This window comes from Methylobacterium sp. J-070, from assembly GCF_022829385.1.
Taxonomy (GTDB): Bacteria; Pseudomonadota; Alphaproteobacteria; order Rhizobiales; family Beijerinckiaceae; genus Methylobacterium.
In genome coordinates this window covers 1-24,161 of the sequence record NZ_JAKSXX010000147.1, presented here as the reverse complement: position 1 = coordinate 24,161, position 24,161 = coordinate 1, and the positions used below count along the sequence as shown (strand labels likewise).

23 protein-coding genes are annotated in these 24,161 nt (G+C 72.1%); 8 read left to right on the top strand and 15 right to left on the bottom strand.

Features of this window, described 5'->3' with window-relative positions; genetic code table 11:
• Positions 1-47: 47 nt before the first annotated feature.
• The 3 genes from MKL01_RS14645 to MKL01_RS14635 form a co-directional block, all read right to left on the bottom strand.
• Entirely contained in the window at positions 48-1,490 is a 1,443-nt protein-coding gene (locus MKL01_RS14645) for a pyruvate dehydrogenase complex E1 component subunit beta (RefSeq protein ID WP_243905942.1), read from the bottom strand.
• Between the two features lie 58 nt (positions 1,491-1,548).
• Positions 1,549-2,634, bottom strand: coding sequence for a pyruvate dehydrogenase (acetyl-transferring) E1 component subunit alpha (pdhA, locus tag MKL01_RS14640; protein WP_409566258.1), 1,086 nt, complete (start codon positions 2,632-2,634; stop codon positions 1,549-1,551).
• Positions 2,635-2,787: 153 nt separating this feature from the next.
• Positions 2,788-3,099 (bottom strand): FtsB family cell division protein, encoded by a 312-nt coding sequence (locus MKL01_RS14635; protein ID WP_243905941.1) that lies wholly within the window; start codon positions 3,097-3,099, stop codon positions 2,788-2,790.
• Between the two features lie 109 nt (positions 3,100-3,208).
• Here MKL01_RS14635 and MKL01_RS14630 point away from each other — a divergent pair, with 109 nt between their 5' ends.
• Entirely contained in the window at positions 3,209-4,390 is a 1,182-nt protein-coding gene (locus MKL01_RS14630; RefSeq protein ID WP_243905940.1) for an adenylate/guanylate cyclase domain-containing protein, read from the top strand.
• Positions 4,391-4,425: 35 nt separating this feature from the next.
• Here the strand turns inward: MKL01_RS14630 and ntrC are convergent, their stop codons facing one another.
• From ntrC to MKL01_RS14615, 3 genes are read right to left on the bottom strand one after another with little or no spacing between them, the layout of a single operon-like run.
• The gene (gene ntrC / locus MKL01_RS14625; RefSeq protein WP_243905939.1) at positions 4,426-5,892 is read right to left on the bottom strand and encodes a nitrogen regulation protein NR(I); all 1,467 of its coding nucleotides are present in this window, start codon (positions 5,890-5,892) and stop codon (positions 4,426-4,428) included.
• 47 nt (positions 5,893-5,939) lie between these two features.
• A complete protein-coding gene (locus tag MKL01_RS14620; protein ID WP_243905938.1) occupies positions 5,940-7,082 on the bottom strand; it encodes a two-component system sensor histidine kinase NtrB in 1,143 nt (380 codons plus the stop codon).
• Complete coding sequence (locus MKL01_RS14615) at positions 7,079-8,104, bottom strand: tRNA dihydrouridine synthase (RefSeq protein ID WP_243905937.1); 1,026 nt, start codon at positions 8,102-8,104, stop codon at positions 7,079-7,081. The genes MKL01_RS14620 and MKL01_RS14615 overlap by 4 nt, the downstream gene beginning before the upstream one ends.
• Before the next feature lie 168 nt (positions 8,105-8,272).
• Here MKL01_RS14615 and MKL01_RS14610 point away from each other — a divergent pair, with 168 nt between their 5' ends.
• Complete coding sequence (locus MKL01_RS14610) at positions 8,273-9,604, top strand: bifunctional 2-C-methyl-D-erythritol 4-phosphate cytidylyltransferase/2-C-methyl-D-erythritol 2,4-cyclodiphosphate synthase (protein WP_243905936.1); 1,332 nt, start codon at positions 8,273-8,275, stop codon at positions 9,602-9,604.
• A 137-nt stretch (positions 9,605-9,741) separates the two neighbouring features.
• Here MKL01_RS14610 and MKL01_RS14605 read toward each other — a convergent pair whose 3' ends face one another.
• Positions 9,742-10,140, bottom strand: a complete 399-nt coding sequence (locus tag MKL01_RS14605) for an MAPEG family protein (RefSeq protein ID WP_243905935.1) — start codon at positions 10,138-10,140, stop codon at positions 9,742-9,744.
• A 103-nt stretch (positions 10,141-10,243) separates the two neighbouring features.
• On the opposite strand from MKL01_RS14605, the gene MKL01_RS14600 reads away from it, so the two are divergent.
• Together MKL01_RS14600 and MKL01_RS14595 are read left to right on the top strand one after the other, a co-directional pair.
• The gene (locus MKL01_RS14600) at positions 10,244-10,741 is read left to right on the top strand and encodes a CinA family protein (protein ID WP_243905934.1); all 498 of its coding nucleotides are present in this window, start codon (positions 10,244-10,246) and stop codon (positions 10,739-10,741) included.
• A 23-nt stretch (positions 10,742-10,764) separates the two neighbouring features.
• Positions 10,765-11,982, top strand: coding sequence for an FAD-dependent oxidoreductase (locus MKL01_RS14595; RefSeq protein WP_243905933.1), 1,218 nt, complete (start codon positions 10,765-10,767; stop codon positions 11,980-11,982).
• Between the two features lie 278 nt (positions 11,983-12,260).
• Here the strand turns inward: MKL01_RS14595 and MKL01_RS14590 are convergent, their stop codons facing one another.
• The 8 genes from MKL01_RS14590 to MKL01_RS14555 form a co-directional block, all read right to left on the bottom strand.
• Positions 12,261-12,833, bottom strand: coding sequence for a hypothetical protein (locus tag MKL01_RS14590; RefSeq protein ID WP_243905932.1), 573 nt, complete (start codon positions 12,831-12,833; stop codon positions 12,261-12,263).
• A gap of 241 nt (positions 12,834-13,074) precedes the next feature.
• Entirely contained in the window at positions 13,075-13,545 is a 471-nt protein-coding gene (locus MKL01_RS14585) for a type II toxin-antitoxin system RatA family toxin (RefSeq protein ID WP_243905931.1), read from the bottom strand.
• 15 nt (positions 13,546-13,560) lie between these two features.
• Entirely contained in the window at positions 13,561-14,547 is a 987-nt protein-coding gene (gene lipA / locus MKL01_RS14580; protein WP_243905930.1) for a lipoyl synthase, read from the bottom strand.
• Between the two features lie 127 nt (positions 14,548-14,674).
• Complete coding sequence (locus MKL01_RS14575) at positions 14,675-15,406, bottom strand: MIP/aquaporin family protein (RefSeq protein ID WP_243905929.1); 732 nt, start codon at positions 15,404-15,406, stop codon at positions 14,675-14,677.
• A 260-nt stretch (positions 15,407-15,666) separates the two neighbouring features.
• A complete protein-coding gene (gene glpK / locus MKL01_RS14570; protein WP_243905928.1) occupies positions 15,667-17,172 on the bottom strand; it encodes a glycerol kinase GlpK in 1,506 nt (501 codons plus the stop codon).
• A gap of 54 nt (positions 17,173-17,226) precedes the next feature.
• On the bottom strand, positions 17,227-18,771 hold the full coding sequence (gene glpD / locus MKL01_RS14565) for a glycerol-3-phosphate dehydrogenase (RefSeq protein WP_243905927.1): 1,545 nt from the start codon (positions 18,769-18,771) through the stop codon (positions 17,227-17,229).
• Positions 18,772-18,854: 83 nt separating this feature from the next.
• Positions 18,855-19,670 (bottom strand): DeoR/GlpR family DNA-binding transcription regulator, encoded by an 816-nt coding sequence (locus MKL01_RS14560; protein ID WP_243905926.1) that lies wholly within the window; start codon positions 19,668-19,670, stop codon positions 18,855-18,857.
• A 259-nt stretch (positions 19,671-19,929) separates the two neighbouring features.
• Complete coding sequence (locus MKL01_RS14555; RefSeq protein WP_243905925.1) at positions 19,930-20,175, bottom strand: hypothetical protein; 246 nt, start codon at positions 20,173-20,175, stop codon at positions 19,930-19,932.
• Between the two features lie 222 nt (positions 20,176-20,397).
• Between MKL01_RS14555 and MKL01_RS14550 the strand changes: the two genes are divergently transcribed.
• From MKL01_RS14550 to MKL01_RS14535, 4 genes are read left to right on the top strand one after another with little or no spacing between them, the layout of a single operon-like run.
• Positions 20,398-20,892: a chemotaxis protein CheW gene (locus MKL01_RS14550; RefSeq protein WP_243905924.1), complete on the top strand. Its 495-nt coding sequence runs from the start codon at positions 20,398-20,400 to the stop codon at positions 20,890-20,892.
• Positions 20,893-20,899: 7 nt separating this feature from the next.
• Positions 20,900-22,549 (top strand): CheR family methyltransferase, encoded by a 1,650-nt coding sequence (locus MKL01_RS14545; protein ID WP_243905923.1) that lies wholly within the window; start codon positions 20,900-20,902, stop codon positions 22,547-22,549.
• Entirely contained in the window at positions 22,549-23,181 is a 633-nt protein-coding gene (locus tag MKL01_RS14540; protein WP_243905922.1) for a chemotaxis protein CheW, read from the top strand. Before MKL01_RS14545 ends, MKL01_RS14540 begins: the two co-directional genes overlap by 1 nt.
• A gap of 33 nt (positions 23,182-23,214) precedes the next feature.
• Positions 23,215-23,982, top strand: a complete 768-nt coding sequence (locus MKL01_RS14535) for a hypothetical protein (RefSeq protein ID WP_243905921.1) — start codon at positions 23,215-23,217, stop codon at positions 23,980-23,982.
• Positions 23,983-24,161 lie beyond the last annotated feature (179 nt).

Below are 24,161 nucleotides of genomic sequence, written 5' to 3'. Positions count from 1 at the left end.
GCCCCTGCCGGGGCGGCGACGGGATGGCGTGTCCCGCCCGCGGCCCGTCACTTGTAGCAGACGCTCTTGGCGGCCTCGACGACCTCCGCCACCGTGGGGAGGGCGAGCTTCTCGAGGTTGGCCGCGTAGGGCATCGGCACGTCCTTGCCGGTGATGCGCAGGACCGGGGCGTCGAGGTAGTCGAAGGCGTCGACCATCAGGCGGGCCACGATCTCGGCGCCGATGCCGGATTGCGGGAACCCCTCCTCCACGGTGATGCAGCGGCCGGTCTTCTTCACCGACCGGACCACCGTCTCGGAATCCATCGGGCGGATCGTGCGCAGGTCGATGACCTCCGCCTCGATCCCCTGCTCGGCCAGCGCCTGGGCGGCCTTGAGCGCGTAGGTCATGCCGATCGCGAAGGACACGATGGTCACGTCGCTGCCGGTGCGGTGGACCTTCGCCTTGCCGATCGGCAGCACGAAGTCGTCGAGCTGCGGCACCGGGAAGGACTGGCCGTAGAGGATTTCGTTCTCGAGAAAGATCACCGGGTTCGGGTCGCGGATCGCGGCCTTGAGCAGGCCCTTGGCGTCCGAGGCCGTGTAGGGGGCGATCACCTTGAGGCCGGGCACGTTGGAGTACCAGGCGGCGTAGTCGTGGCTGTGCTGGGCGCCGACCCGGGCGGCCGCGCCGTTGGGGCCGCGGAACACGATCGGGCAGCCGAGCTGGCCGCCGGACATGTACAGGGTCTTGGCCGCGGAGTTGATGATGTGGTCGATCGCCTGCATGGCGAAGTTGAAGGTCATGAACTCCACGATCGGCTTCAGCCCGGCGAGCGCCGCGCCGACGCCGATGCCGGCGAAGCCGTGCTCGGTGATCGGGGTGTCGACCACCCGCTTGGCGCCGAATTCCTGCAGCAGGTTCTGGGTGATCTTGTAGGCGCCCTGGTACTCGGCGACCTCCTCGCCCATGACGAAGACGTCGCCGTCGCGGCGCATCTCCTCGGCCATGGCGTCGCGCAGGGCCTCGCGCACCGTGGTGGTCACCATCGGCGTGTCGGCCGGGAACTCCGCCATCACCGGCTCGTCGGCCTTGCTGGTGATGACGGCCGGCGCCGCGGGCGCCTTCGGCGCGTCGTCGCCGGATTTCGCGGCGGGCGCGGCCTTGTCGGCCAGGCCCTCGGCCTGCATGTCGGGGGTCGGGGCCGGATGGCCGCCGGTCCCGTTGGGTTTCGCGCCGCCGCCCGCCTGGACGCTCGACGGATCCTCGCCCTCGCCGGCGATGATGGCGATCGGCGTGTTGACCGCCACGCCCTCGGTGCCCTCCGCGATCAGGATCTTGGCGAGGACGCCCTCGTCGATGGCCTCGACCTCCATGGTGGCCTTGTCGGTCTCGATCTCGGCCAGCACGTCGCCGGACTTGATCGGATCGCCTTCCTTCTTCAGCCACTTGGCGAGCTTGCCCTCCTCCATGGTGGGCGAGAGGGCGGGCATCAGGATGTCGGTCGCCATGCTCAGCTCTGCGGTCGTCTTTTCGTGAAGGGGGCGGCCAGCGGTCGCGTCCGCACGCTCAGGCGTGCGCGTCCAGCAGGATGTCGGTCCAGAGCTCGGCGGGATCCGGCTCGGGATCGTTGGTGGCGAACTCGGCCGAGGCGTTCACGGTCTCGCGGACCTTCGCGTCCGTCGCCTTGAGATCCGCCTCCGGCACCCCGTGCAGCTCGAGCAGGCGCTTGCGCACCATCTCGATCGGGTCGTGCTCGTCGCGCATCTTCGAGACCTCGTCCTTCGTCCGGTACTTGGCGGGATCGGACATCGAGTGGCCGCGATAGCGGTAGGTCTGCATCTCCAGGATGTAGGGGCCCTGGCCGCTGCGGGCGTGCTCGATCGCCCGCGAAGCGGCCTCGCGCACGGTGCGCACGTCCATGCCGTCGACCTGCTCGCCGGGGATGCCGAAGGAGAGGCCGCGCTTCGAGAAGTCCGTCTGCGCCGAGGCCCGGGCCACGGAGGTGCCCATGGCGTAGCGGTTGTTCTCGATCACGTAGACGACCGGCAGCTTCCAGAGCGCGGCCATGTTGAAGCTCTCGTAGACCTGGCCCTGGTTGGCGGCGCCGTCGCCCATGTAGGTCAGGCTGACCTTGCCGTTCTCCCGGTAATGGTCGGCGAAGGCGAGGCCGGTGCCGAGCGAGACCTGCGCGCCGACGATGCCGTGGCCGCCGAAGAACTGCTTCTCGCGGGAGAACATGTGCATCGAGCCGCCCTTGCCGCGGCTGTAGCCGCCGCGGCGGCCGGTCAGCTCGGCCATGACGCCCTTCGGGTCCATGCCGCAGGCCAGCATGTGGCCGTGGTCGCGGTAGCCGGTGATGACCTGGTCGCCGTCGACCGAGGCCATCTGCATGCCGATCACCACGGCCTCCTGGCCGATATAGAGGTGGCAGAAGCCGCCGATCAGGCCCATGCCGTAGAGCTGGCCGGCCTTCTCCTCGAAGCGCCGGATCAGCAGCATCTCGTGGTAGGCGTGGAGGTCCTCCTCCCGGGTGAATTGCGGCATGTTCGGCGCAGGCTTGTGCGCCTCGGCGGCCTGCGGGCTCTCCGCCGGCGATTGCGAGGACGAAGCGTCCTTGGCAGGCCCCTTGCCAGGATCCTTGGCGGCGTCCATCGGCGCACTCCCCGTGATTCCACGCGACTTCGTCGGGGTGTAGGACAGCGTCGGATGGAAAGCGAGGGCCGCCGCTCTGACAGGCGGGCGCTCTTGTCAGAGGATCTTCGCGGCGCAGGCCTTGCGGGACTGGGGAATACTGCGCCCCGCCGGTCAGGGCGTGATGATGACCACGTCGTTGGCGTGGACGCGGCCGAGGACGATCCGCGCGCGCTCCTCCAGCAGGTCGCGGTCGATCTGATCGCTCTTGAGCAGGGCGACGCGGTGCTCCCAGGTGGCGCGCTCCGCCTTCACGGCGGCGAGTTCCTGGTTGAGGCCGTAGGCGCGGATCTTCAGCGCCTTCTTGGCTTCGAGGCCGCGGTTGCCGCTCTCGGCCTGCCACACGAAGTAGCCGACGACGAGGGCCGACAGGGTCCAGAGACCCAGCGGCAAAACGACCATTCTGACCCGGCGGCGCACGACCATGGCGCGAGCCTCGCGCGGAAAGGTTAACGGAGCTATGCACAATCCTCGGGTAACGGTCTCCGCGGGCCGTGACCGCTCCGGGGCTGATCGAGGCGGCGGACCAGAGCAGATGGACATGACGGAGCTCGCGCGCTGGATCGCCGGGCACGCCACCGCGACGGACGACCACGACACCCTGCTGGCGCGGTTCTGCGAGGGGCTGGCCGGCGCGGGCGTGCCCCTGTGGCGGGTCAGCGTCATGACCCCGGCCATCGATCCGACGATGCGCGGCGTCAGCTTGAGCTGGCACGCCGGCGAGGGACTCTCCTTCGTGGCCAATCCCCACGGGGCCGAGCAGGAATCCGGCTGGCGCCTCAGCCCGATCTACGCGCTCTTAGAGCGGAACGAGACCTTCGGGCGCTGGCGCCTCGACGCGCCGGGATCGGAGCCGGACTTCCCGATCCTGCGGGACCTGCGGGCCGAGGGCGGTTCCGACTACGCGGTCCACATCGTCGGCTTCGCGCCGGGCACCGCCCTGCGCGGCGTCGCGATCTCGTTCTGCAGCCGCGCCCCCGCGGGCTTCGCCGACGCGCATCTCGCGGCGATCGCCGAGATCCTGCCGTTCCTGACCCTGGCGGTGGCCAAGATCGGTCTGACCAACACCCTGCGCGAGGTCTCGGCCACCTATCTCGGCCGCTCCACCGCCGAGCGGGTCCTCGACGGGCAGATCCTGCGCGGCGAGGGGCGGGCCGTCCCGGCCGCGATCCTGCTCACGGACCTGCGCGGCTTCACGGCCCTGTCCGACCGGGCCGATTCAGCCGACATGGTCACGTGGCTCAACGAGCATTTCGACGCGCTCGGCGACCCGGTGGCGCGGCACGGCGGCGAGATCCTGAAGTTCCTCGGGGATGGGTTCCTGGCGATCTTCCCGGTTGCGGATGCCGGGGCCCTGCCCTGCCCGGTCTGCGGCAGCGCCCTCGACGCCGCCGCGGAGGCGCTCGCGGCCAACGTCGCCCTCAATGCGCGCCGCCGCGCGGCGGGGCTGCCGGAACTCGCCGCGGACTGCGTCGTCCATTTCGGCACGGTGGTGTACGGCAATGTCGGGACCGGGCGGCGCCTCGATTTCACGATCATCGGCCGGGCGGTGAACGAGGCGAGCCGGATCGAGAGCCAGTGCGAGGCGCTGGGCCACGCGCTCCTGGTGTCGGATTCCTTCGCCGAGCGCTGCGCCCGGACCCTGGAGCCGGTGGGGGTCGTGGAACTGCGCGGCCTGGCGCGGCCGATGCGGATCTGGACGCTGCCGCCGGGGTGAACGCCCCGGCCGGCGGCCGGGATCCCCCGCCCCGCCTAGCGCGCGGTGCGGAACACCTGAAGGTCGAGGTCGCGCACCTTCTTGCGCAGCGTGTTCCGGTTGACCCCGAGGAGTTCGGCGGCGCGGATCTGGTTGCCGCGGGTGGCGGCGAGAGCCGCGCCGATCAGCGGACCCTCGATCTCCCGCAGGATCCGGTGATACAGGCCGGGGGGCGGGAGCGTGTCCCGGTAGCCCGAGAAGTAGTCCGAGAGGTGGCGCTCCACCGCGCTGGACAGGCTCTCCGAGTCGCCCCCGGCCTTGCGGGCCGCGCCGTTGCCCGTGCCGGAGGCCGGGGTGGCGAGGGGCAGCGTATCGAGCTCGGCCTCGATCACCGGGCCGGTGATGGTCTCCTGCGGGTAGAGGGCGGCGAGCCGCCGGACGAGGTTCTCCAGCTCGCGGACGTTGCCGGGCCAGCGGTAGCGCTTGAGCCGCTCCATGGCGTCGCCGTCGAGCGATTTCCGCGTGAGCCCCTCGCGCTCGACCAGCACGAAGAAGTGGCGCACCAGGTCGGGCACGTCCTCGGAGCGCTCCCGCAGCGCCGGCAGCCGCAGCGGCACGACGTTCAGTCGGAAGAACAGATCCTCGCGGAAGATGCCCTGCTGGATCGAGACCCGCAGGTCCTTGTTGGTGGCGGCGATGATGCGGACGTTGGTGCGGATCGGGACGCGGCCGCCCACGGTGGTGTACTCGCCCTGCTGGAGCACTCGCAGCAGCCTCGTCTGCGCCTCCATGGGCATGTCGCCGATCTCGTCGAGGAACAGCGTGCCGCCCTCGGCCTGCTCGAACCGGCCGGCCGAGCGCTGGAGGGCGCCCGTGAAGGCGCCCTTCTCGTGGCCGAACAGCTCGGACTCGATCAGGTCCCGCGGGATCGCCGCCATGTTGACCGGCACGAACGGGCCGGTGCGGCGGCGGCCGTAATCGTGCAGCGCCCGCGCCACCAGCTCCTTGCCGGTCCCGGATTCGCCGGTGATCATCACGGTGAGGTCGGTGGGCATCAGCCGGGCGAGTGCCCGATAGATCTCCTGCATGGCGGGCGAGCGCCCGACCAGCGGGATGTCTTCGTTCTCCGGCGGGCCGCCGGGCGCGGGCGCCCCGCGGGGACGCGAGAGCGCGCGGCCCACGATGGCGATCAGCTCCTTCAGGTCGAAGGGTTTCGGCAGGTACTCGTAGGCGCCCCGCTCGGAGGCGCGGATCGCCGTCATGAAGGTGTTCTGCGCGCTCATCACGATGATCGGCAGCTCCGGCCGCACCCGCTTGATGCGCGGCAGGAGGTCGAACACGTTCTCGTCGGGCATCACCACGTCGGTGATGACCAGATCGCCCTCCCCCTGCGCGACCCAGCGCCAGAGGGTCGCGCAATTGCCCGTCGAGCGGACCTCGTAGCCCGCCCGCGACAGCGCTTGGTTCAGCACGGTGCGGATGGCGGCGTCGTCGTCGGCGACGATGATGTGGCCGTTCGGCATGACTCTCTACTCAGACCTCCGACGGGGGCCGGACTCGGTGGCGGACTTCACGGATCGACCGCCGATTCGCGTCCGTCGCGGGCGCTCGACATCGGCAGAAGGATACGGAACGTCGTGCGGCGGGGGGCGGGATCGCACTCGACGATCCCTCCGTGATCGCCGACGATCTTGGCGACCAATGCAAGACCGAGGCCGGACCCCTGCGCCTTGGTGGTGACGAACGGGTCGAACAGGTCCTGCAGCAGGTCCGCCGAGATGCCGGGGCCGTTGTCGCGGATCGCGACCTCGATCGGCAGGCTGACCCGCTCGCGGGAGCCCGGGACCTGCAGGCGCAGGCCGGTCCGGAAGGCGGTCGACAGGGTGATCTCGCCCTCGACCGCGTCCGGGCCGATCGCCTCGGCGGCGTTCTTCACGAGGTTCAGGATCACCTGGATCAGCTGGTCGCGGCTGCCGAGCACCGGCGGCAGGGACGGGTCGTAGGTCTCGACGAAGCGGATGTGCCGGGCGAAGCCCGACTGCGCCGAGCGCTTCACCTGATCGAGCACCCCGTGGACGTTGACGGCGCCGCGCTCGGCCGGGCGCTCGTCGCCGAACAGCTCCATGCGCTCGACGATGCGCACGATCCGGTCGGATTCGTCGCAGATCAGGCGGGTGAGCAGCCGGTCCTCCTCGGCGCCGGTGCTCTCCAGGAGCTGCGCGGCGCCGCGGATTCCGGCGAGCGGGTTCTTGATCTCGTGGGCCAGCATGGCGCCGAGCGCCACCATGGAGCGGGCGGCGCCGCGATGGGTCAGCTGCCGGTTCATCTTGTCGGCGATGGTGCGCTCCTGCAACATCATCACCACGGCGTCGCCGTCGTCGCCGAGCGGGGTCGCGAAGACGTCGACGCTGCGCTCCAGACCGAGGCGCGGCTGGGTCAGCTCGACCCGGTACTCGCTGACGCTGGCGCGGCGGCGGCGCACCTCGGCGACCAGCGCGATGATCGGCGAGGCGAACGGGATGATGTCGCGCAGGCGCCGGCGCTGCATCAGGCGGGCGGAATAGTCGAAGAACGCCTCCGCGGCATGGTTGCAGTGGAGGATGCGCTCGTCGCCGCCGATCGTCAGGACCGGCAGCGGCAGGGCGTTGAGCACGGCCTCGGCGGCCGTGTCGCGCCGGCTGCCCGGCTCCGGGGGGACGGGTTCGTCGCTCACGCGGCCTCCCGGACCGTGGCCGCCGGGCCCGCGAAGGCGCGGTCCAGCAGGGCCAGCGCGGTCTCCGGATCGGTGGTCGTCAGGAGCGCCGCCCGCTCGGCGGGGTCCAGCGCCCCGCCGGTCTCGGCATAGGCGGCGAGGTGCTTGCGCGCATGGCGCACGCCCATGTCGCGGCCGTAGAGCGACAGGAGGCCGGCGTAGTGCTCCGCCGCCAGGGCGGCCTGCGCGGCCCGCGGTGGGTCCGCCGCCGGTCGGCCGGCGAGCGATGCGGCGATCTGTCCGACCCGCCAGGGGCGGCCGGTGGCGGCACGCCCGATCATGACGCCGGCGGCCCCCGACGCCGCCAGGCAGGCCCGCGCGCCGGCGAGGTCGGATACGTCGCCGTTGGCGATCACCGGGATCGACACCGCCGCCACGACGGCGCGGATCGCCGCCCAATCGGCGTCGCCCTTGTAGAATTGCTGCCGGGTCCGCCCGTGGACCGTGACGGCGTTGAGCCCGAGCCCCTCGGCGCGGGCGGCGAGGTCGGCGGCGTTGCGGCTCGCGTCGTCCCAGCCCAGGCGCATCTTGACCGTCACCGGCACGGTGACGGCCCCGCGCACGGCGGCGAGCAGGCGCGTCGCGTGGTCGAGGTCGCGCATCAGCGCCGAGCCCGAGGCGATCCCCGTCACGATCTTGGCCGGGCAGCCCATGTTCACGTCGATCACGTGGGCGCCCCCGGCCTCCGCGAGGCGGGCCGCCTCCGCCATCGGCCCGGCCTCGCAGCCGGCGAGCTGGACCACGTGGAGGTCGATGCCTGCGCCCTCCGCGCGCAGGGTCGCCTCGCCGGAACCCCGGGCGAACTCCCGCGCCGCCACCATCTCGGACACCACCGCGTCCGCGCCGCAGCGGCGGGCGATCCGGCGCATGTGCAGGTCGGTGACGCCCGACAGCGGTGCCAGCAGGCAGAGCGGCGCGGGTGGTACCGATCCCTCGGCCATCCGTCCCCGGCGCAGCGCGCTCAAATAATGATCAGTCGTCATTCTGCACAACAATGAGGCATGGCCGGTCCGCTGGCAAGCGGGGCCGCGCGTTGATTTCGGCCCCTCCCCCGCTTAAACGACGGGCACCCTCAACGGCAGGGTCCGGGCGGCACCGCTGGCCTGCGCGCCCGCCGCCCCGCTCCTCCGGACGCCACGAGTTCCTTGCCCATGTCCGCCACCGGCACGCCAGCCACCGGACCCGCCCCCGCGGGATCCGGCGTCGCCGCCGTGGTCGTGGCGGCCGGCCGTGGGATCCGCATCGGCGGCGGCACGCCCAAGCAGTACCGCCGCGTCGGCGGACAGGCGGTCCTGACCCGCACCCTGGCGGCCCTGGCGGCGGACGGCGCGATCGCGCGGATCCAGCCGGTGATCGCCGCCGACGCGGCGGATTTCTTTCGCGATTGCCTGGACGAGCTCGCCCCCGTGATCCGGGAGAAGATCGCCGCACCCGTGACCGGCGGGGCCACGCGCCAGCTCTCCGTGCGCGCCGGGCTCGAGGCCCTCGCGGCCGGCGCGGCCCCCGAGATCGTGCTGGTCCACGACGCCGCCCGTCCCTACGTGGATGCGGCGCTCATCGCCCGGGCGGTCGCGGCCGGACGGGACCACGGCGCGGCGGTCCCCGGCGTGCCCGTGACCGACACGGTCAAGCGCGTGGTCGACATCGCGCCGGGCATCGGCCGGGTGCACGAGACCCCGCCCCGGGAACATCTGCGCGCGGTCCAGACGCCCCAGGCCTTCGCCTTCGCCCCCCTGCTCGGCGCCCACCGGGACGCGGCCGCGCAGGGCCTCGACGGATTCACCGACGACGGCGCGCTGGCCGAATGGGCCGGCCTGCCGGTGGTGGTGTTCGCGGGCGATGTCGCCAACCGCAAGATCACCCAGGCTGCCGACCTGATCGAGGCCGACCGCGCCTTCGCGGCCGATCCAACCGAACCGCCAGCGCCGGGAGCCCGCGCCATGACCACCTACGTGACCCGCCTCGGCACCGGCTTCGACGTGCACGCCTTCACCACCGGCGACCATGTCTGGCTCGGCGGCGTGAGGATCCCGGCCGACCGGGGCGTGCTCGCCCATTCCGACGGCGACGTGGCGCTGCACGCGCTCACCGACGCCCTGCTGGGCGCCATCGCGGACGGCGATATCGGCACCCATTTTCCGCCCTCCGACGAGCGCTGGCGCGGGGCCTCGTCCGATCAGTTCCTGGCCCACGCCTGCGGGCTGGTGCGCGCCCGGGGCGGCCGCATCGACCATCTCGACATCACCGTGCTCGCCGAGGCGCCGCGGATCGGGAAGCACCGCGAGGAGATCCGCGCGCGCATCGCCGCCATCGCGGGCGTGCCGCTCGGCGCGGTCTCCATCAAGGCCACGACCACCGAGAAGCTCGGCTTCGTCGGCCGGGCGGAAGGGCTCGCCGCCCAGGCCGCCGCGACGGTGCGGCTGCCCGAAGAGGACGGCCCGGTGCTCGACGCCGAGGCCGAGACCGCGATGCGGCAGGGCTGAGGCGGCTCCGACGCCCGCCCGCCCCCGCGGAGGCGACGATGGTCTCGCATCGGGCCCTGCACGGCGCAGCGCGCCCTCCTTTCCACCAGGGGGCGGGGGACGCCGCTCCGCCGGCTCTCCCTCTCGGGCAGAAAGCCTCACGCCGTCCGCAGCAGCAGCGCGATCGCCGCGACGCCGAGGACGGCCAGGGTCAGTATGATCCCGCCGCCCCGGCAGGCGAACTGGCGCGGGGAGTTCGGCGGCGCGAACATGCCGATCGGGTGCAGGATCCGGCCGACCAGCAGGGCCACCAGCAGCCCCTGCACCAGCCCGTGGCCGCCGCCGCCGGCCTCCAGCAGGCCGATCAGGATCAGCGCCAGCGGCACGTATTCCGAAAAGTTCGCGTGCGAACGGATCCGCTTGAGCACCGCGTCGTCGCCGCCGTCGCCGAACAGCACGTTGTCGGAGACCCGGCTCCCGATCACCCATCCCGACAGGCCCAGGTAGACGAGGGCGAGCAGCCCGGCGAAGAAGGCCGTGGTCGCGGGGAAGATCATGGACGCGGTGTCTCCAGTCGCGGGCGGTCCATCCTTGAGTGGAGACCGGCCCTGGTTCACACCACGAGATAGGGCGCGCCCGCCCGATGGGAGCCTGTCCGCCATGATCGACGACACGGAGCTTCTGGGGCGCGCCGAGGCGCTGGTGGCGGCCTACGCGGCGGCGGGGCGCACGATCGCCACCGCCGAATCCTGCACGGGCGGCCTCGTCGCCGGCCTGCTCACCGCGGTGCCGGGCTCCTCGGCGGCGGTGGAGCGCGGCTTCGTCACCTACTCGAACGAGGCCAAGGCCGAGGCCATCGGCGTGCCGATGGACCTGATCCGCCGACACGGCGCCGTCAGCGAGCCGGTGGCGCGGGCCATGGCCGCGGGGGCGCTCGCCGCCTCCCGGGCCTCCGTGGCGGTGGCGATCACCGGCATCGCCGGCCCGGGCGGCGGCAGCCCGGACAAGCCGGTCGGGCTCGTGCATTTCGGGCTCGCCCTGCGGGACGGCGGCGTGCGCCACCGGGAGCGGCGCTACGGCGATCTCGGGCGCGCGGGGATCCGCCGCGCCGCCGTCGCGGACGCGCTCGGTCTTCTGGAGGAGGCCGCCGGCGACTGAGGGCGGCGCGGGAGGGACGGTCCATGGACACGCTGACGACCCGCCTGTGCATCGTCGGCGGCGGTCCCGCCGGGATGATGGCCGGCCTGCTCTTCGCCCGCGCCGGGATCGAGACGGTCGTTCTCGAGAAGCACGCGGATTTCCTGCGCGACTTCCGCGGCGACACGATCCACCCCTCCACCCTCGACCTGATGGACGAGCTGGGCTTCACCGAGCGCTTCCGCGCCCTGCCCCAGCGGCGGGTCGAGCGCTTCTCGGGCGTCGTCGCCGGGCGCAGCTACCACGTCGCCGATTTCAGCCGGCTGCCGACCCGGAACCGCTTCCTGTCCTTCATGCCGCAATGGGATTTTCTGGATTTTCTGGCCGGTGAGGCCGGGCGCTGTCCGAGCTTCCGGCTGATCCGCCGGACCGACGCGCAGAGCCTGATCGCCGCGGATGGGCGGGTCGCGGGGGTGCGGGCCGAGGGGCCGGACGGACCCATCGAGATCCGGTCCGACCTCGTGCTCTGCGCCGACGGGCGCCATTCGCGGATGCGCGCGCAGGCCGGCTTCACCCCCCGGGCGTTCGGCGCGCCGATCGACGTGCTGTGGTTCCGCCTGCCGCGCCGGGACGGCGACCCGGAGGCGGCGGCCGGGCGCTTCGGGCCGGGGCGGATCCTGATCACCCTCGACCGGGGCGATGCCTGGCAATGCGCCTACGTGGTGCCGAAGGGGGGCGACGCGGCGCTGCGGGCGAAGGGGCTGCCGGCCTTCCGGGCGGCGGTGGCCGAGATCGCGCCGTTCCTGGCCGATCGCACGGACGCGATCGCGGACTGGGACTCGGTGAAGCTCCTGACCGTCACGGTCGACCGTCTGGAGAAATGGCATCGCCCGGGGCTGCTCTGCATCGGCGACGCCGCGCATGCCATGTCCCCGGTGGGCGGGGTGGGCATCAACCTCGCGATCCAGGATGCGGTGGCGGCGGCCAACCTCCTGGCCGAGCCCCTGCGGGCGGATCGCCTCACCGAGGCCGACCTCGCCCGGGTCCAGGCCCGGCGGATGTTCCCGGTGCGGGCCACCCAGGCCCTCCAGCGGGCGATCCAGTCCCGGGTGATCGCCGCCTCGCTCATGGCCGACGCGCCGTTCCGGGCGCCGCTCCTCCTGCGGATCCTCGACGCGCTGCCGCCGCTCCAGAGCCTGCCCGCACGGCTGATCGGGATGGGCGTGCGGCCGGAGCATATCCGCCTGCCGGCCCGGACCTGATCGGGCGCGAGCGTGTTTTCGATCTGATACGGATCACGAAGCGCGACGCGCGCTCCTCCCCTCGTGGGGAGGCGTTGGAGGGTGTGGGTGGTGCAGAAGGCACCGCCGAGCCATATCCGGCGCCACCCCCTGCCCCCTCCCCGCAAAGGGGACGGGATTCGCGCCCGGACCGTTCAGCGCGTGATCGCCTTCAAACCGACGACGCTCTCAGGTCGCGCCCCGGAAATCCGCCGGCCGGAGGGGCTGCGGCGGCCTGCGTGAGCGCGCGGACTGCGCGGTTACAGCAGGTGCCAATCGGCCAGGCGCCCGTTCACGAACACCAGTTCCAGGCTGTTGCCGGCGCCCCGGGCCTTCGCCGACGAGGCCGCGGAGGCGGCGGCGATGTTCTCGACATCGTTCACGGCGCCGCCGGCACGATAGAGGGCGTCGCCCGCCCGCGAACCCAACGGGGTCAGGGACGCGATCGCGCCGAGCGTCTTGCCGACCCCGGCCGACACCGCCTCGGGCCGGAGGTAGGTCAGGACGCTCCGATCCCCCGACGCGGACGCGACGTTGTCCCGGCTCGCCGGGGGGCCGTACAGCGCGAGGACATCCTCGACGGTGGTGCGCCTGACCTTGAGATGGGCGTGGATGAACGACGGGCTGAACCGGTCCTCGGCCAGGACGGGCGCGCCGGCCGCGGCGGGCGCCGCGCCCGCTGCCGTGCCGGTGCTGTTGCAGGCCGTCAGGCCGGTCAGGGCGGCTATAGTCAGAGGAATGGCGAGCAACGCCTCCCGATAGATCATGATCAGACCCTGCAGCACGAAATAACGCAACGGAATCGACTGGATCCCGGAACGTCCTGCTGGCATGGGTCCCGGATGCTGTAAAGCTTATCGCCGCGGCGATGGGGTTCTGGACGCCATCGGAATATGTATGATACCTACTAAATTAAAACTATATTATCGAAATCATCGATCTCAGAGGACTGTATTTCTCGAAGGGAGTCGATTGCATTGCAATATTGAATGCGCAACCGCCGCGGATTCGCTGAGCCGTCAAGTCGGTCATCCGACCTATGCGGTGATCGCCCCGCGGAGGCGGCGCGACCGCTCAGGCGGCGCCGTACATCCGGTCCGCCCGGCCCTCGAAGGCGTCGGTGAACTTGCGGAAGGCCCGGTCGAACATCGTGCCCATCAGGAGCCCCAGGGTGCGGCTCTTGAACTCGTAGGTGATGAAGAAGTCGACGGCGCAGCCGCCGTTCGGCGCGTCCTTGAACAGCCAGCGGTTCTCCAGGTGCCGGAACGGCCCGTCGATATACTCGGCCACGATCTTGAGGTTCTGCGGATCGAGGCTGACCCGGGTGGTGAAGCGTTCGCGGATCGCCTTGTAGCCGACACCCATCTCGGCGATCAGCACCTCGCCGCCCTCCGCCATCTCCTGGCTGCGGATTTCCTGGCGGCGGATCACCCGCAGGGACTCGCACAGCGGCAGGAATTCGGGGTAGCGCTCCACATCGGCCACGAGGTCGTACATCTGCTGCGGCGAGTGCCGCACCGTGCGGGTGACCCGGAAAGACGGCATCGGTGTCGGGCTTTCTCAGGCCGGGAGCGCGGGCGACAATTTTGCCAGACGCGCCGCTTGGAGTCGCGAAAAGTCCTCGCCCGCATGGTGCGACGAACGCGTCAGGGGCGTCGCGGAGACCAGCAGGAAGCCCTTCGCATAGGCGGTGGTCTCGAAGGTCTTGAACTCGTCGGGGGGCACGAAGCGTACGACCGCGTGGTGCTTCTTCGACGGCTGCAGGTACTGGCCGATCGTGAGGAAATCCACGTCGGCCGAGCGCAGGTCGTCCATGAGCTGGAGCACCTCGTTCCGCTCCTCGCCGAGGCCGACCATGATGCCCGACTTGGTGAAGATCGTCGGATCGAGTTCCTTCACCCGCTGGAGCAGGCGCACCGAGTGGAAGTAGCGGGCGCCGGGCCGCACCGTCAGGTATTTGGCCGGCACCGTCTCCAGGTTGTGGTTGAACACGTCGGGCTTGGCCGCGACCACGACCTCGAGCGCCCCGTCCTTGCGCAGGAAATCGGGGGTGAGGATCTCCACCGTCGTGCCGGGGCTCGCCCGCCGGATCGCCGCGATGGTCCGGGCGAAGTGCCGGGCGCCGCCGTCCGCGAGGTCGTCCCGGTCGACCGAGGTGATCACCACGTGGTGCAGGCCGAGCTTGGCCACCGAGTCGCCGATCTTCTCGGGCTCGCCGGTGTCGAGGGCGTCGGGCAGGCCGGTGCGCACGTTGCAGAAGGCACAGGCCCGCGTGCAGGTGTCGCCCATGATCATGAAGGTGGCGTGCCGCTTCTCCCAGCACTCGCCGATATTGGGACAGCCTGCCTCCTCGCAGACCGTGACCAGCCCGTGCTCGCGCACGATCTTCTGGGTCTCGGTCCAGGCCTTGGAGCCCGGCGCCTTCACGCGGATCCAGTCCGGCTTCTTGGCCTGGACGGGCTGATCCGGGCGGTGCGCCTTTTCCGGGTGGCGCACGCGCAGGGCCGCCCGCGGATCGTTCTTCAGAATGTCGAGGACGACGGCCATGCCACACCGCGGGGAGGCGCCCGGGGGCGCGGTCGGTCAGTGGGACTGACTTAAGGCGCCCGGCCCCGCACCGCAAACCGCCGCGACGCCGGGACGCCCCGCGGCGGTTGAGGATGCGGGGTTTCCGTCAGATCCCGAGGCTCCGCACGAACAGCCCGGCCAGCGCCGCCCCGACCACAGGGCCCGCCACCGGGATCAGCGCGTAGCCCCAGTCGGACGAGCCCTTGCCGGCGATCGGCAGCACCGCGTGGGCGATGCGCGGCCCGAGGTCGCGGGCGGGGTTGATGGCGTAGCCGGTGGTGCCGCCGAGCGACAGGCCGATGCCCCAGACCAGCATGCCGACCATGTAGGGGGCCACGCCCCGGGGGATGGCCCCGCTCGCCCCCAGCGTGTTGGTCACGAGGGCCGAGATGGTCAGGATCAGCACGAAGGTCGCGATGATCTCGGAGATCCAGTTGGATTTCGCGTCCCGGATCGCCGGCCCGGTGCAGAAGCAGGCGAGCTTGAGATCCCGCTCCGGCGTCACCGCCCAGTGCGGCAGGTAGTGGAGCCAGACGATCACCGCGCCCACGAAGGCGCCGAGCATCTGGGCCGGGATGTAGACCGCGAGCTTGCCGACGTCCCCGGAGCTGACCGCCCCCGCCACCGTCACGGCGGGGTTCAGATGGGCGTCGGGGCTTCCGGTGGCGGTCGCGACGAAGATGCCGGCCAGGACCGCGAAGGCCCAGCCGGCGGTGATGGCGATCCAGCCGGCGTTCTCGCCCTTCGATTTCTTGAGCAGGGCCCCGGCGACCACCCCGTCGCCCAGGATGATCAACGTCATGGTGCCCAGGAATTCGCCCAGGAATGGTGATGTCATGGTCCTGTCTCCCCCGTTCGCTGCTTTTTGTGAGAGTCCAAAGCTTGTGCGAGCGTGTGATCGCCGGAGGCGGTCACAGATTGTCGGCGGGGTCCGATCCCCCTCATCCTGAGGTGCCGGAGCGCGGCGGCGGCCCCCGGACGGCGCGCGACCCCTGGATGGCTCCTTCGAGGCGGCGTCCCTGCGCCTCCGGATGCGGTCACGGCTGGACCTGATCCGATCGAGACCGGCTCAGGCGTGCGGGCCTGACGGGCCGCCCCTCAATCCTCTTCGGTCTTCCAGTCGAAGGAGCGCTGCACCGCCCGGCTCCAGGCGGCGGCGATCCGCTCCCGCTGGCCGGCATCCATCTTCGGCGTCCAGCGCTTGTCGACGCCCCAGTTGCGCTTGAGGTCGTCCAGGCCCTTCCAGTAGCCGACCGCGAGGCCGGCCGCGTAGGCGGCGCCGAGCGCCGTGGTCTCGGCCACCTTCGGGCGCACCACCGGCACGTCGAGCATGTCGGCCTGGAACTGCATCAGCGTGTTGTTGGCGACCATGCCGCCATCCGCCCGCAGCTCCTTCACGGGGATCCCGGAATCCTTGGCCATCGCATCCAGCACCTCGTGGGTCTGGAAGGCGGTCGCCTCCAGCACCGAGCGGGCGATATGGCCGCGGTTGACGTAGCGGGTCAGCCCGATGATCAGGCCGCGCGCCCCCTCGTTCCAGTGCGGCGCGTAGAGGCCCGAGAACGCCGGCACGAAGTAGACGCCGCCATTGTCCTCGACCGTGGTGGCGAGCGTCTCGACCTCGGCGGAATCCTTGATCATGTGCAGGTTGTCGCGCAGCCACTGCACCAGGGCGCCGGTGATCGCGATGGAGCCCTCCAGCGCGTAGGCGGGCTTCTGGCCGTCGAGGCGATAGGCGAGCGTCGTGACCAGGCCGGCCTTCGACGGGACCGGCTCCTCGCCGGTATTCATCAGCGCGAAGCAGCCGGTGCCGTAGGTGTTCTTGGCCTCGCCCGGCGCGAAGCAGGTCTGGCCGAACAGGGCCGCCTGCTGGTCGCCCAGGATGCCGGCGATCGGCACGCCCGCGAACGGGGCCTTGGTCTCGCCGTAGACCGCGCTCGACGAGACGATCCTCGGCAGCATCGCCTTCGGGATGCCGAAGGTCTCCAGCATGCCGTCGTCCCAGTCCAGGGTCTTCAGCGACATGAGCTGCGTGCGGCTGGCGTTGGTCACGTCCGTGACGTGGAGGCCGCCCTCGGCACCGCCGGTCAGGTTCCAGACGAGCCACGTGTCGATGTTGCCGAACAGCACGTCGCCGGCCTCGGCCTTCTCCCGGGCGCCGGGCACGTTATCGAGGAGCCAGCGCAGCTTGAGCCCCGAGAAATAGCTCGCCAGCGGCAGGCCGGTGAGGTCGCGGAACCGGTCGCGACCGCCGTCGCGGGCGAACTCCGCCACCAGCCGGTCGTTGCGGGTATCCTGCCAGACCAGGGCGTTGTGCAGCGGCTTGCCGGTGCGCCGGTCCCAGATCAGCGTGGTCTCGCGCTGGTTGGTGATGCCCACGGCCGCGAGGTCTGTGGGCTGGAGGCCGCCTTTCTCCAGCGCCTCGCGCATCACGCCCTGCGTCTTGGCCCAGATCTCGGCGGCGTCGTGCTCGACATGGCCGGGGGCCGGGTAGATCTGCGCGTGCTCGGCCTGGGCCAGCGCGATCACGCTGCCCTCGCGGTCGAACACGATGAAGCGGCTGCTGGTGGTGCCCTGATCGATGGCCCCGACGTAACGGCTCATCGTTCCCTCCCCTGTGATGCCGACCGGTCTGCCGCCGGATCGGGTCCGAAATCCTCAGGCCGCCTCGGCCCTGCGGTCGAGATAGGCGGCCAAGCGGGCAGCGCTCTCCGGTCCGGTGCGCAGGCCGAGCTTCGAGCGCCGCCACAGGATATCCTCGGCGGTCACCGCCCATTCCTCGGTCCGCAGGTAATCGACCTCGGCCGCCGAGAGCCCGCCGTCGAAGGCCTCGCCGAGATCGGCCAGGGACTGCGCGGTCCCCACGATGTCGCGTGCCCGGACGCCGTAGGCGCGGGCGAGGCGTCGCGCGGTCTCCTCCGGCAGGAACGGCTTCTCGGCCCGCAGCTTGGCCAGGAACTGGTCGAAGTCGGCGTCCTTCATGGCGCCGCCCGGCAGGACCGCGTCCCCGGTCCAGCCGCCCTCGAGGCCGGGGAAGTACGGCTTCAGCTTCTCGAGGGCGTGCTCGGCCAGGCGCCGGTAGGTGGTGATCTTGCCGCCGAACACCGACAGCACGGCCGCGCGGCCGCCCTGGTCCTCCACGTCGAGCACGTAGTCGCGGGTCACCGCCGAGGCGTTCTCCGCCGCGTCGTCGTAGAGCGGGCGCACGCCCGAGTAGCTCCAGACGACGTCGGCCGGGGTGATGGTCGTGTCGAACGAGCGGTTGATGCATCCGCAGAGGTAGTCGGTCTCCTCCGGCGAGATCGAGACCGGCCCCGGCGCGCCGTCATAGGGCACGTCCGTGGTGCCGATAAGCGTGAAGTCGCGCTCGTAGGGGATCGCGAAGACGATGCGCTTGTCGGGCTGCTGCAGGATGTAGGCCTGGTCGCCGTCGAACAGGCGCTTCACCACGATGTGGCTGCCCTTGATCAGGCGCACCGCCGCGCGGCTGTTGATGCCCAGCGTTCCGCCGAGCGTCGCGCTGACCCAGGGGCCGGCGGCGTTGACCACCGCCTTCGCCCGGACCGTCCGCTCGGCCCCGCCGCGCTCGTCGCGCAGGGTCGCGATCCAGTGCGCCGCGTCCCCCTCGCCCGCGCGCCGGGCCGAGACGACGCCGGTGCGGGTCAGGACCGCGGCGCCGCGCTCGCGGGCATCCATGGCGTTGAGCACCACCAGGCGGCTGTCCTCCACCCAGCAGTCGGAATAGACGAAGCCCCGGGTCAGCCGCTTCTGCAGCGGCGCGCCGTAGGGCGAGCTGCGCAGGTCCACCGCCTTCGAGCCCGGCAGCGTCCGCAGCCGCGCGAGATGATCGTACAGGAACAGGCCGAGCCGCAGCATCCAGGCCGGGCGCAGGCCCTCGTCGTGGGGCAGGACGAAGCGCAGGGGCCAGATTACGTGGGGCGCGAGCCGCAGCAGCCGCTCGCGCTCGGCCAAGGCTTCGCGCACCAGGCGGAATTCGTAATATTCGAGGTAGCGCAGGCCGCCGTGGATCAGCTTCGTCGACGACGAGGAGGTGAACTCGGCCAGGTCCCCGCGCTCGGCCAGCAGGACCGACAGGCCGCGGCCCGCGGCATCCCGGGCGATGCCTGTGCCGTTGATGCCGCCGCCGATGATCAGCAGATCGTAGGCATCGGCCGGCTCACGCTGGCGCGTCGCTGCCGCCATGGTTCCTCCAATCCCGCCCTCGCGGCGGGTTGGCACTATATTGAGCCGACCGCGGATTTTCGCAAGCGAAAAAATTCGGTTCGTTACGGTTCGCCGTCGGCGACCGCGAGGGCGACGCCCTGCCGCTCCAGCAGCGCGACGATGTCGGGGGACGGCACGCGGTCGGTGAAGAACGTGTCGATCTGGTCCAGCCGCCCGACCTGGACCATCGGCCGGCGGGTGAACTTGGTGTGGTCGGCCACCAGGAAAGTCTTGCGGGCATGCGCCAGGATGGTCTGCGTCGCGCGGACCTCCTCGTAGTCGTAGTCGAGGAGCGCCCCGTCGCCGTCGATGCCGCTGATGCCGATCACCGCCACGTCGACCCGGAACTGGCTGAGCGTGTCGCAGGTGAGCTGCCCCAGCACCGCCCCGTCGCGGTTGCGGACGGTGCCCCCGGCCACGACGATGCGGAACTCCGTCGCCGCCGCCAGCGAGAGCGCGACGTTGAGGTTGTTGGTGATGATGCTGAGGTCGTCGTGCCGGGTCAGCTCGCGGGCGACCGCCTCGGGCGTCGTGCCGATGTTGATGAAGACCGAGCAATGGGACGGGATCCGGCTGGCGGCGAGCCGGCCGATCCGCGTCTTCTCCGGCAGCAGGGTCACCCGCCGGTCGGCGTAGTCGATGTTCTCCACGCTGGAGGGCAGGCCGCCGCCGCCGCGGTAACGCTCCAGCCGCCCCTCGGCGCTCAACTCGTTAAGGTCGCGCCTGATCGTCTGGACGGTGACACCGAACTGCGCCGCCAGGGCCTCGATCGTCACGAAGCCCCGCTGGCGCACCGAGGCCACGATCGCGCTGCGCCGCCCTTCGACACCGGTCGCCTCAATCCTGTCTTCGGACCGCGGGTCAAGCGGACGTGACATCGATACCCCTCGCGTTTCCCCAGGTCGGGTGCCGTTATTGGTCGCCACTGGATGTTCGTTTGCGAACATTCGTCGTAGCGGCTGTGCCTGCGGGAGACTGGACCGCGCGTCCCGGCCCCGCAAGGAGCCCCCCACGTGCACTATGCTTCCATGCCCCCGGCGTCGTCCCGCCCCGGATGGGCATAAAAAAGGCCTGCCGCGGATGGCGGCAGGCCGAACCGACCGGGGACGGCGCCGACGCGGCGCCCCCCGCGGGCGATCACATGTGGTGGCGCATCCGGCGGTGATGCTTCATCATCCGCTTGTGCTTCATGCGCTTGCGCATCATCGGGCGGGAGGCCGGTCCGGCGCCCTGCTCCATGGCGGCCGCCTCGCCGGCGCGCTCCATGCCGCCGCGCGGGCCACCGGCCTGGGAGCCAGAGGAGTTGTAGGGTGAGTTACCCTGGGCGTAGGCGGAGCCCGCGAGCAGCGTCAGCGACGCGGCGGCCAACAGAAGTTTCCTCATCATCGATCCCTGGCTAGAGCGGCGCAGGCGAAGCTCCGCACCGCGTCAGGGGCGGGGCCGCTACGTCGGAAAATAAGCGGCTCAAGCGAGACTTGGTTCCGCGGGACCGGTCGGTTGCATCGCCCGATTGCCGGGAGCGTAAACACGGCCTATCTCGCGCTGTGTCTCGGTGCGGCCGCTCTCGGCCCGGCCGCGGCCCGGCATCATGGGGAGCGGGGGGCGGTGCCCAGCAGCGGTTCGGCCTATCTCCTCCTCGACGTGGCCGGCACGCCCTGCGCCCTGCCGCGCGCCGCCGTCGCCGAGATCCTGCCGCTGCCGGACCTGCACAGCCCGCCGGCCGCCGGAGGCTGGCTCATCGGATTCCTCAATCTCGGCGGCGCCCCGATTCCCGTGATCGACCTTGCGGGCCTGCTCGGCCTGCGCCCGGCGGGCGCGGCGCCCGGCCTCTACGCACATCTCGTCCTCACCCGCGCCGACGCGCTGGCCTATCTGGTCGACCGGGCCGCCGACCTCGTGACGGTGCCCGAGGCCGCGATCCGGCCGGCGGAGGCGGCAGGAACCCTCAACGGCTGCGTCGCGGCCGAACTCGTCCTCGGCGACCGGCTGGTCCACGCGCTGGCGCCGGAGCGACTCCTGACCGCCCAGGAGACGGCGCGGGTCTCGGCCCTGGCGCGGGCCGCCGCCGCGCGGCTCGCCGCGCTGCCGCAGCCCGTTTGAGGGCGCGATGTCGCGCCCCCGCAGCTCTCGTCCCGATCCGGGCGCCGACCCCGACTACCCCGCCCTGAAGGCGCGGATCATCGCGCGGACCGGCCACCACTACTACATCGACAAGGACGAGTTGCTGATCGAGCGGCTTCACCGCCGGCTCCGGGCGTCCGCCCGGCCCGACTGCGCGGCCTATGCGGCGCTCCTGTCGGATGGAGCGGCGGGCGAGGCGGAGTGGGCCCGGCTCGAGGCCGAGATCACCGTCGGCGAGACGTTCTTCTTCCGCTACGCCGAGCAGTTCGAGGCGCTGCGCACCACGATCCTGCCGTCGCTGATCGCCGCCCGGGCCTCCGAGCGCACCCTGCGGATCTGGAGCGCCGGCTGCTCGACGGGGGCGGAGCCCTACTCCCTGGCGATCCTGGTGCGCGAACTCCTCGGGGACGCCCTGGCCGACTGGCGGGTCACCATCCTCGGGACCGACATCAGCACCGAGGCGCTCGCCACCGCGCGCGGCGCCGAGTACGGCCGCTGGGCCCTGCGCACGATGCCGCCGGAGGACCGGCTGCGCTACTTCACCCGCTTGCCCTCCGCCCCCGGCACGAAGCGGGAGGGCGGCTACGCCCTGCGGCCCGAATTCCGCGGGCTGGTCCGGTTCGAGCGCGGCAATCTCCTGGCCCTCGCCGAGCTCGGTCCGCCGGGCGAGGGCTACGACCTGATCCTGTGCCGCAACGTGCTGATCTACTTCGATGCCCGGACGGTCTCCGCGGTGGTGCACGGCCTCAGCCGCCGGCTGAAGGCGGACGGCTGGCTGCTGCTGGGCCACGCCGAGCCGAGCCCCGCCTTCGCGCACTTCGTCGACGCGGTCAGCCTGCCCGGGACCGTGGCCTACCGCCGGCCCTCGGAGGTGCCGCCGCCATCCCCGGCCCCGCCGGACCAGGAGGGTCGGACCGGCCCGGACGAGGCCGGCTCTCCGCCCGGGCGTGTCCGCGGGACCGGCGCGCCGGATACCGCACCCGCCCGCCCTCGCGCCTCCGCCGGCGAGGGTGACCGCCCCGACGTCGGAGATCGGGTGCGGGCGGCGACCGGTCCCGCAGGAGGGGGCCCGGAGCACGGCTCCGCCCCGCCAGCGGGGAAGGGGCGCGACGCGGATCCGGCCGTTCCGTCCCGCCCGCGGAACGGCGGCGATCCCGCAGCGCGGGCGGGAGACGCCCCCGGGCCCGGCATCGAATCCGGCCGCCCCGGCGAAGACGAGGCCGAGGACGTCGCGCGGATCCGCGCTCTGGCGGATGCCGGCGAGACCGGCGCGGCGTGGCGCGCACTGCGCGCCGCCCTGGAGCGCGACCCGACCGACCCGATCCTGCGTTTCTACGAGGGGATGCTGGCCCGCAGCCTGGGGCGTGACGCGGAGGCCGAGCGGGCGCTGCGGGCGGCGCTCTACCTCGATCGGCGCTTCGTCCTGGCCCACTACCATCTCGGCCTGCTGCTCATCGCCCGGGGCCGTCCGGACGCGGCCGCGCGCGCCCTCGACAACGCGGTCGCCCTCAGCCAAGCCCTCGCGGCCGACACGGTCCTGCCCGAGGGCGACGGGGCCTCCGCCGGCGAGATCGCGGCCGGCGCCGCCGCGGCCCGCGCCGGCCTCGGCCGCGCCATCCGCAGCAGGAGTTCGTGATGGAGCCACGGCCGAGCGCCCAGCCGAGCGCGCAGGAGGGTCGCCCGCCGGCCCGACCGGAACGGGATCTGCGCGCCGAGCGCGCCGCCGCCCTCGCCCGGCGCGCCGCCGCCGGGGCGCGGTCCGATGCCGGCGTCGATCATCTCGTCTGCGTCTGCGGCGACGAGCGCTACGGGCTGCCGATGGCCGCGGTCGCGCAGGTTCTGCCGATGCGGCCCTGCACGCCGGTTCCGGGGGCGGTGCCGGCGCTCATCGGGCTCGTTGCCCTGTCGGGCCGGATCGTCGGCGTGCTCGGCCTCGCCCGGGCGCTCGGCCGGCCGGACGCCGCCCCCGATGCCCTCGAACGGGCGGGTCATCTGGTGGTGCTGCGCGGCGCGCACGGCGCCGCGCCGCCCTCGGCCCAGCCCGCCGCCGCCGCGCAGCTCCCGTCGCGGCCCGTCGCCTTCGCGGTCGACCGCGTTCTGGGGATCGCCCGCGTCGCCGACCCGGCCGCGGCACCGCCGGGCGCGGCGGATCGCGGTGGATTGGGCAACGAGTCCGCTTCGGGCTATGCCCCCGGTTCGGGGGGCAACGGACGGCCCGACTTCGTCGTCATCGACCTGCCCCGCCTCCTCCGCCGCACCCTTCCCTGATCCCACCGCCCTCAACCGGAGCCAGCCCCGACCGTGACGTTTTCGATCGGACGACGCATTCTCCTCGGCTTCCTCGCCGTCACGGTGGTGATCGTGGCCCTCGGGCTGTATGCGCTGGCCCAGATCGGGGCGGTGCGCGACACCGCCGACGCGATCGTCCGGCGCGACATGGCGGTGCTGCGCCAGCTCGACGAACTCGGCAACGAGGCCCGGGATCTCGGGCTCCTGCGCCGCAATGCCGTGATCGCCATGCTCACGCAGGCCCTGCCCCAGGCCCGGCCGGCGCGCGCCGACGACAATCCGGCGGCGTGGCGCCAGACCGCCGCCCAGGTCGACAGCCGCCTCGCGACGATCGCGCAGCTCGCCGGCGAGTACCGGACCACGGCGCGCTCCGCCGAGCGGGTCGCCTCCTGGGATCAGATCGCCGCGGCGGCCGGCGAGGTCCAGAACGCCTTCCGCGACGTCAGGACCCTGAGCGAGGCCCAGTTCGCCGCCATCGCCAAGCAGGACGTGGCCGCCGTCGAGGCCCGCAACGACGAGATCACCCGGCTGCAGGGGCCGTTCCTGGGCGGGATCAAGAACCTCAGGACGCTGCTCGACGGCGGCATGGTGCTGGGTCAGCGCGCCGCGCAGGACGTCTACGAGCGCTCCCGCCTGTCGATCTACCTGACGCTCGCGGCCGCGGTGCTGCTCGCGAGCCTCGTCACGTGGCTGATCAGCCGCGCGGGGGTGCGCCCCCTCGCGACGGTCATGCGCCACGTCGAGCGCGCCGGCGATGGCGACCTGTCGGGGCAGCTGTAGGCGCGCCGGCCGGACGAGGTCGGGCGTCTGGCCGGGACGCTGAACGCGATGCTCTCGGGCCTGCCCGACCTGCCGCGGACCAACCGGACCGCCACCCTCGACCTGAACGTGCCTGCGTCCGGGATCCGGGCCTCGGCGCAGGCGCACGGGGCCTCGGTCGAGCCGCAGTGCGCCGCCGG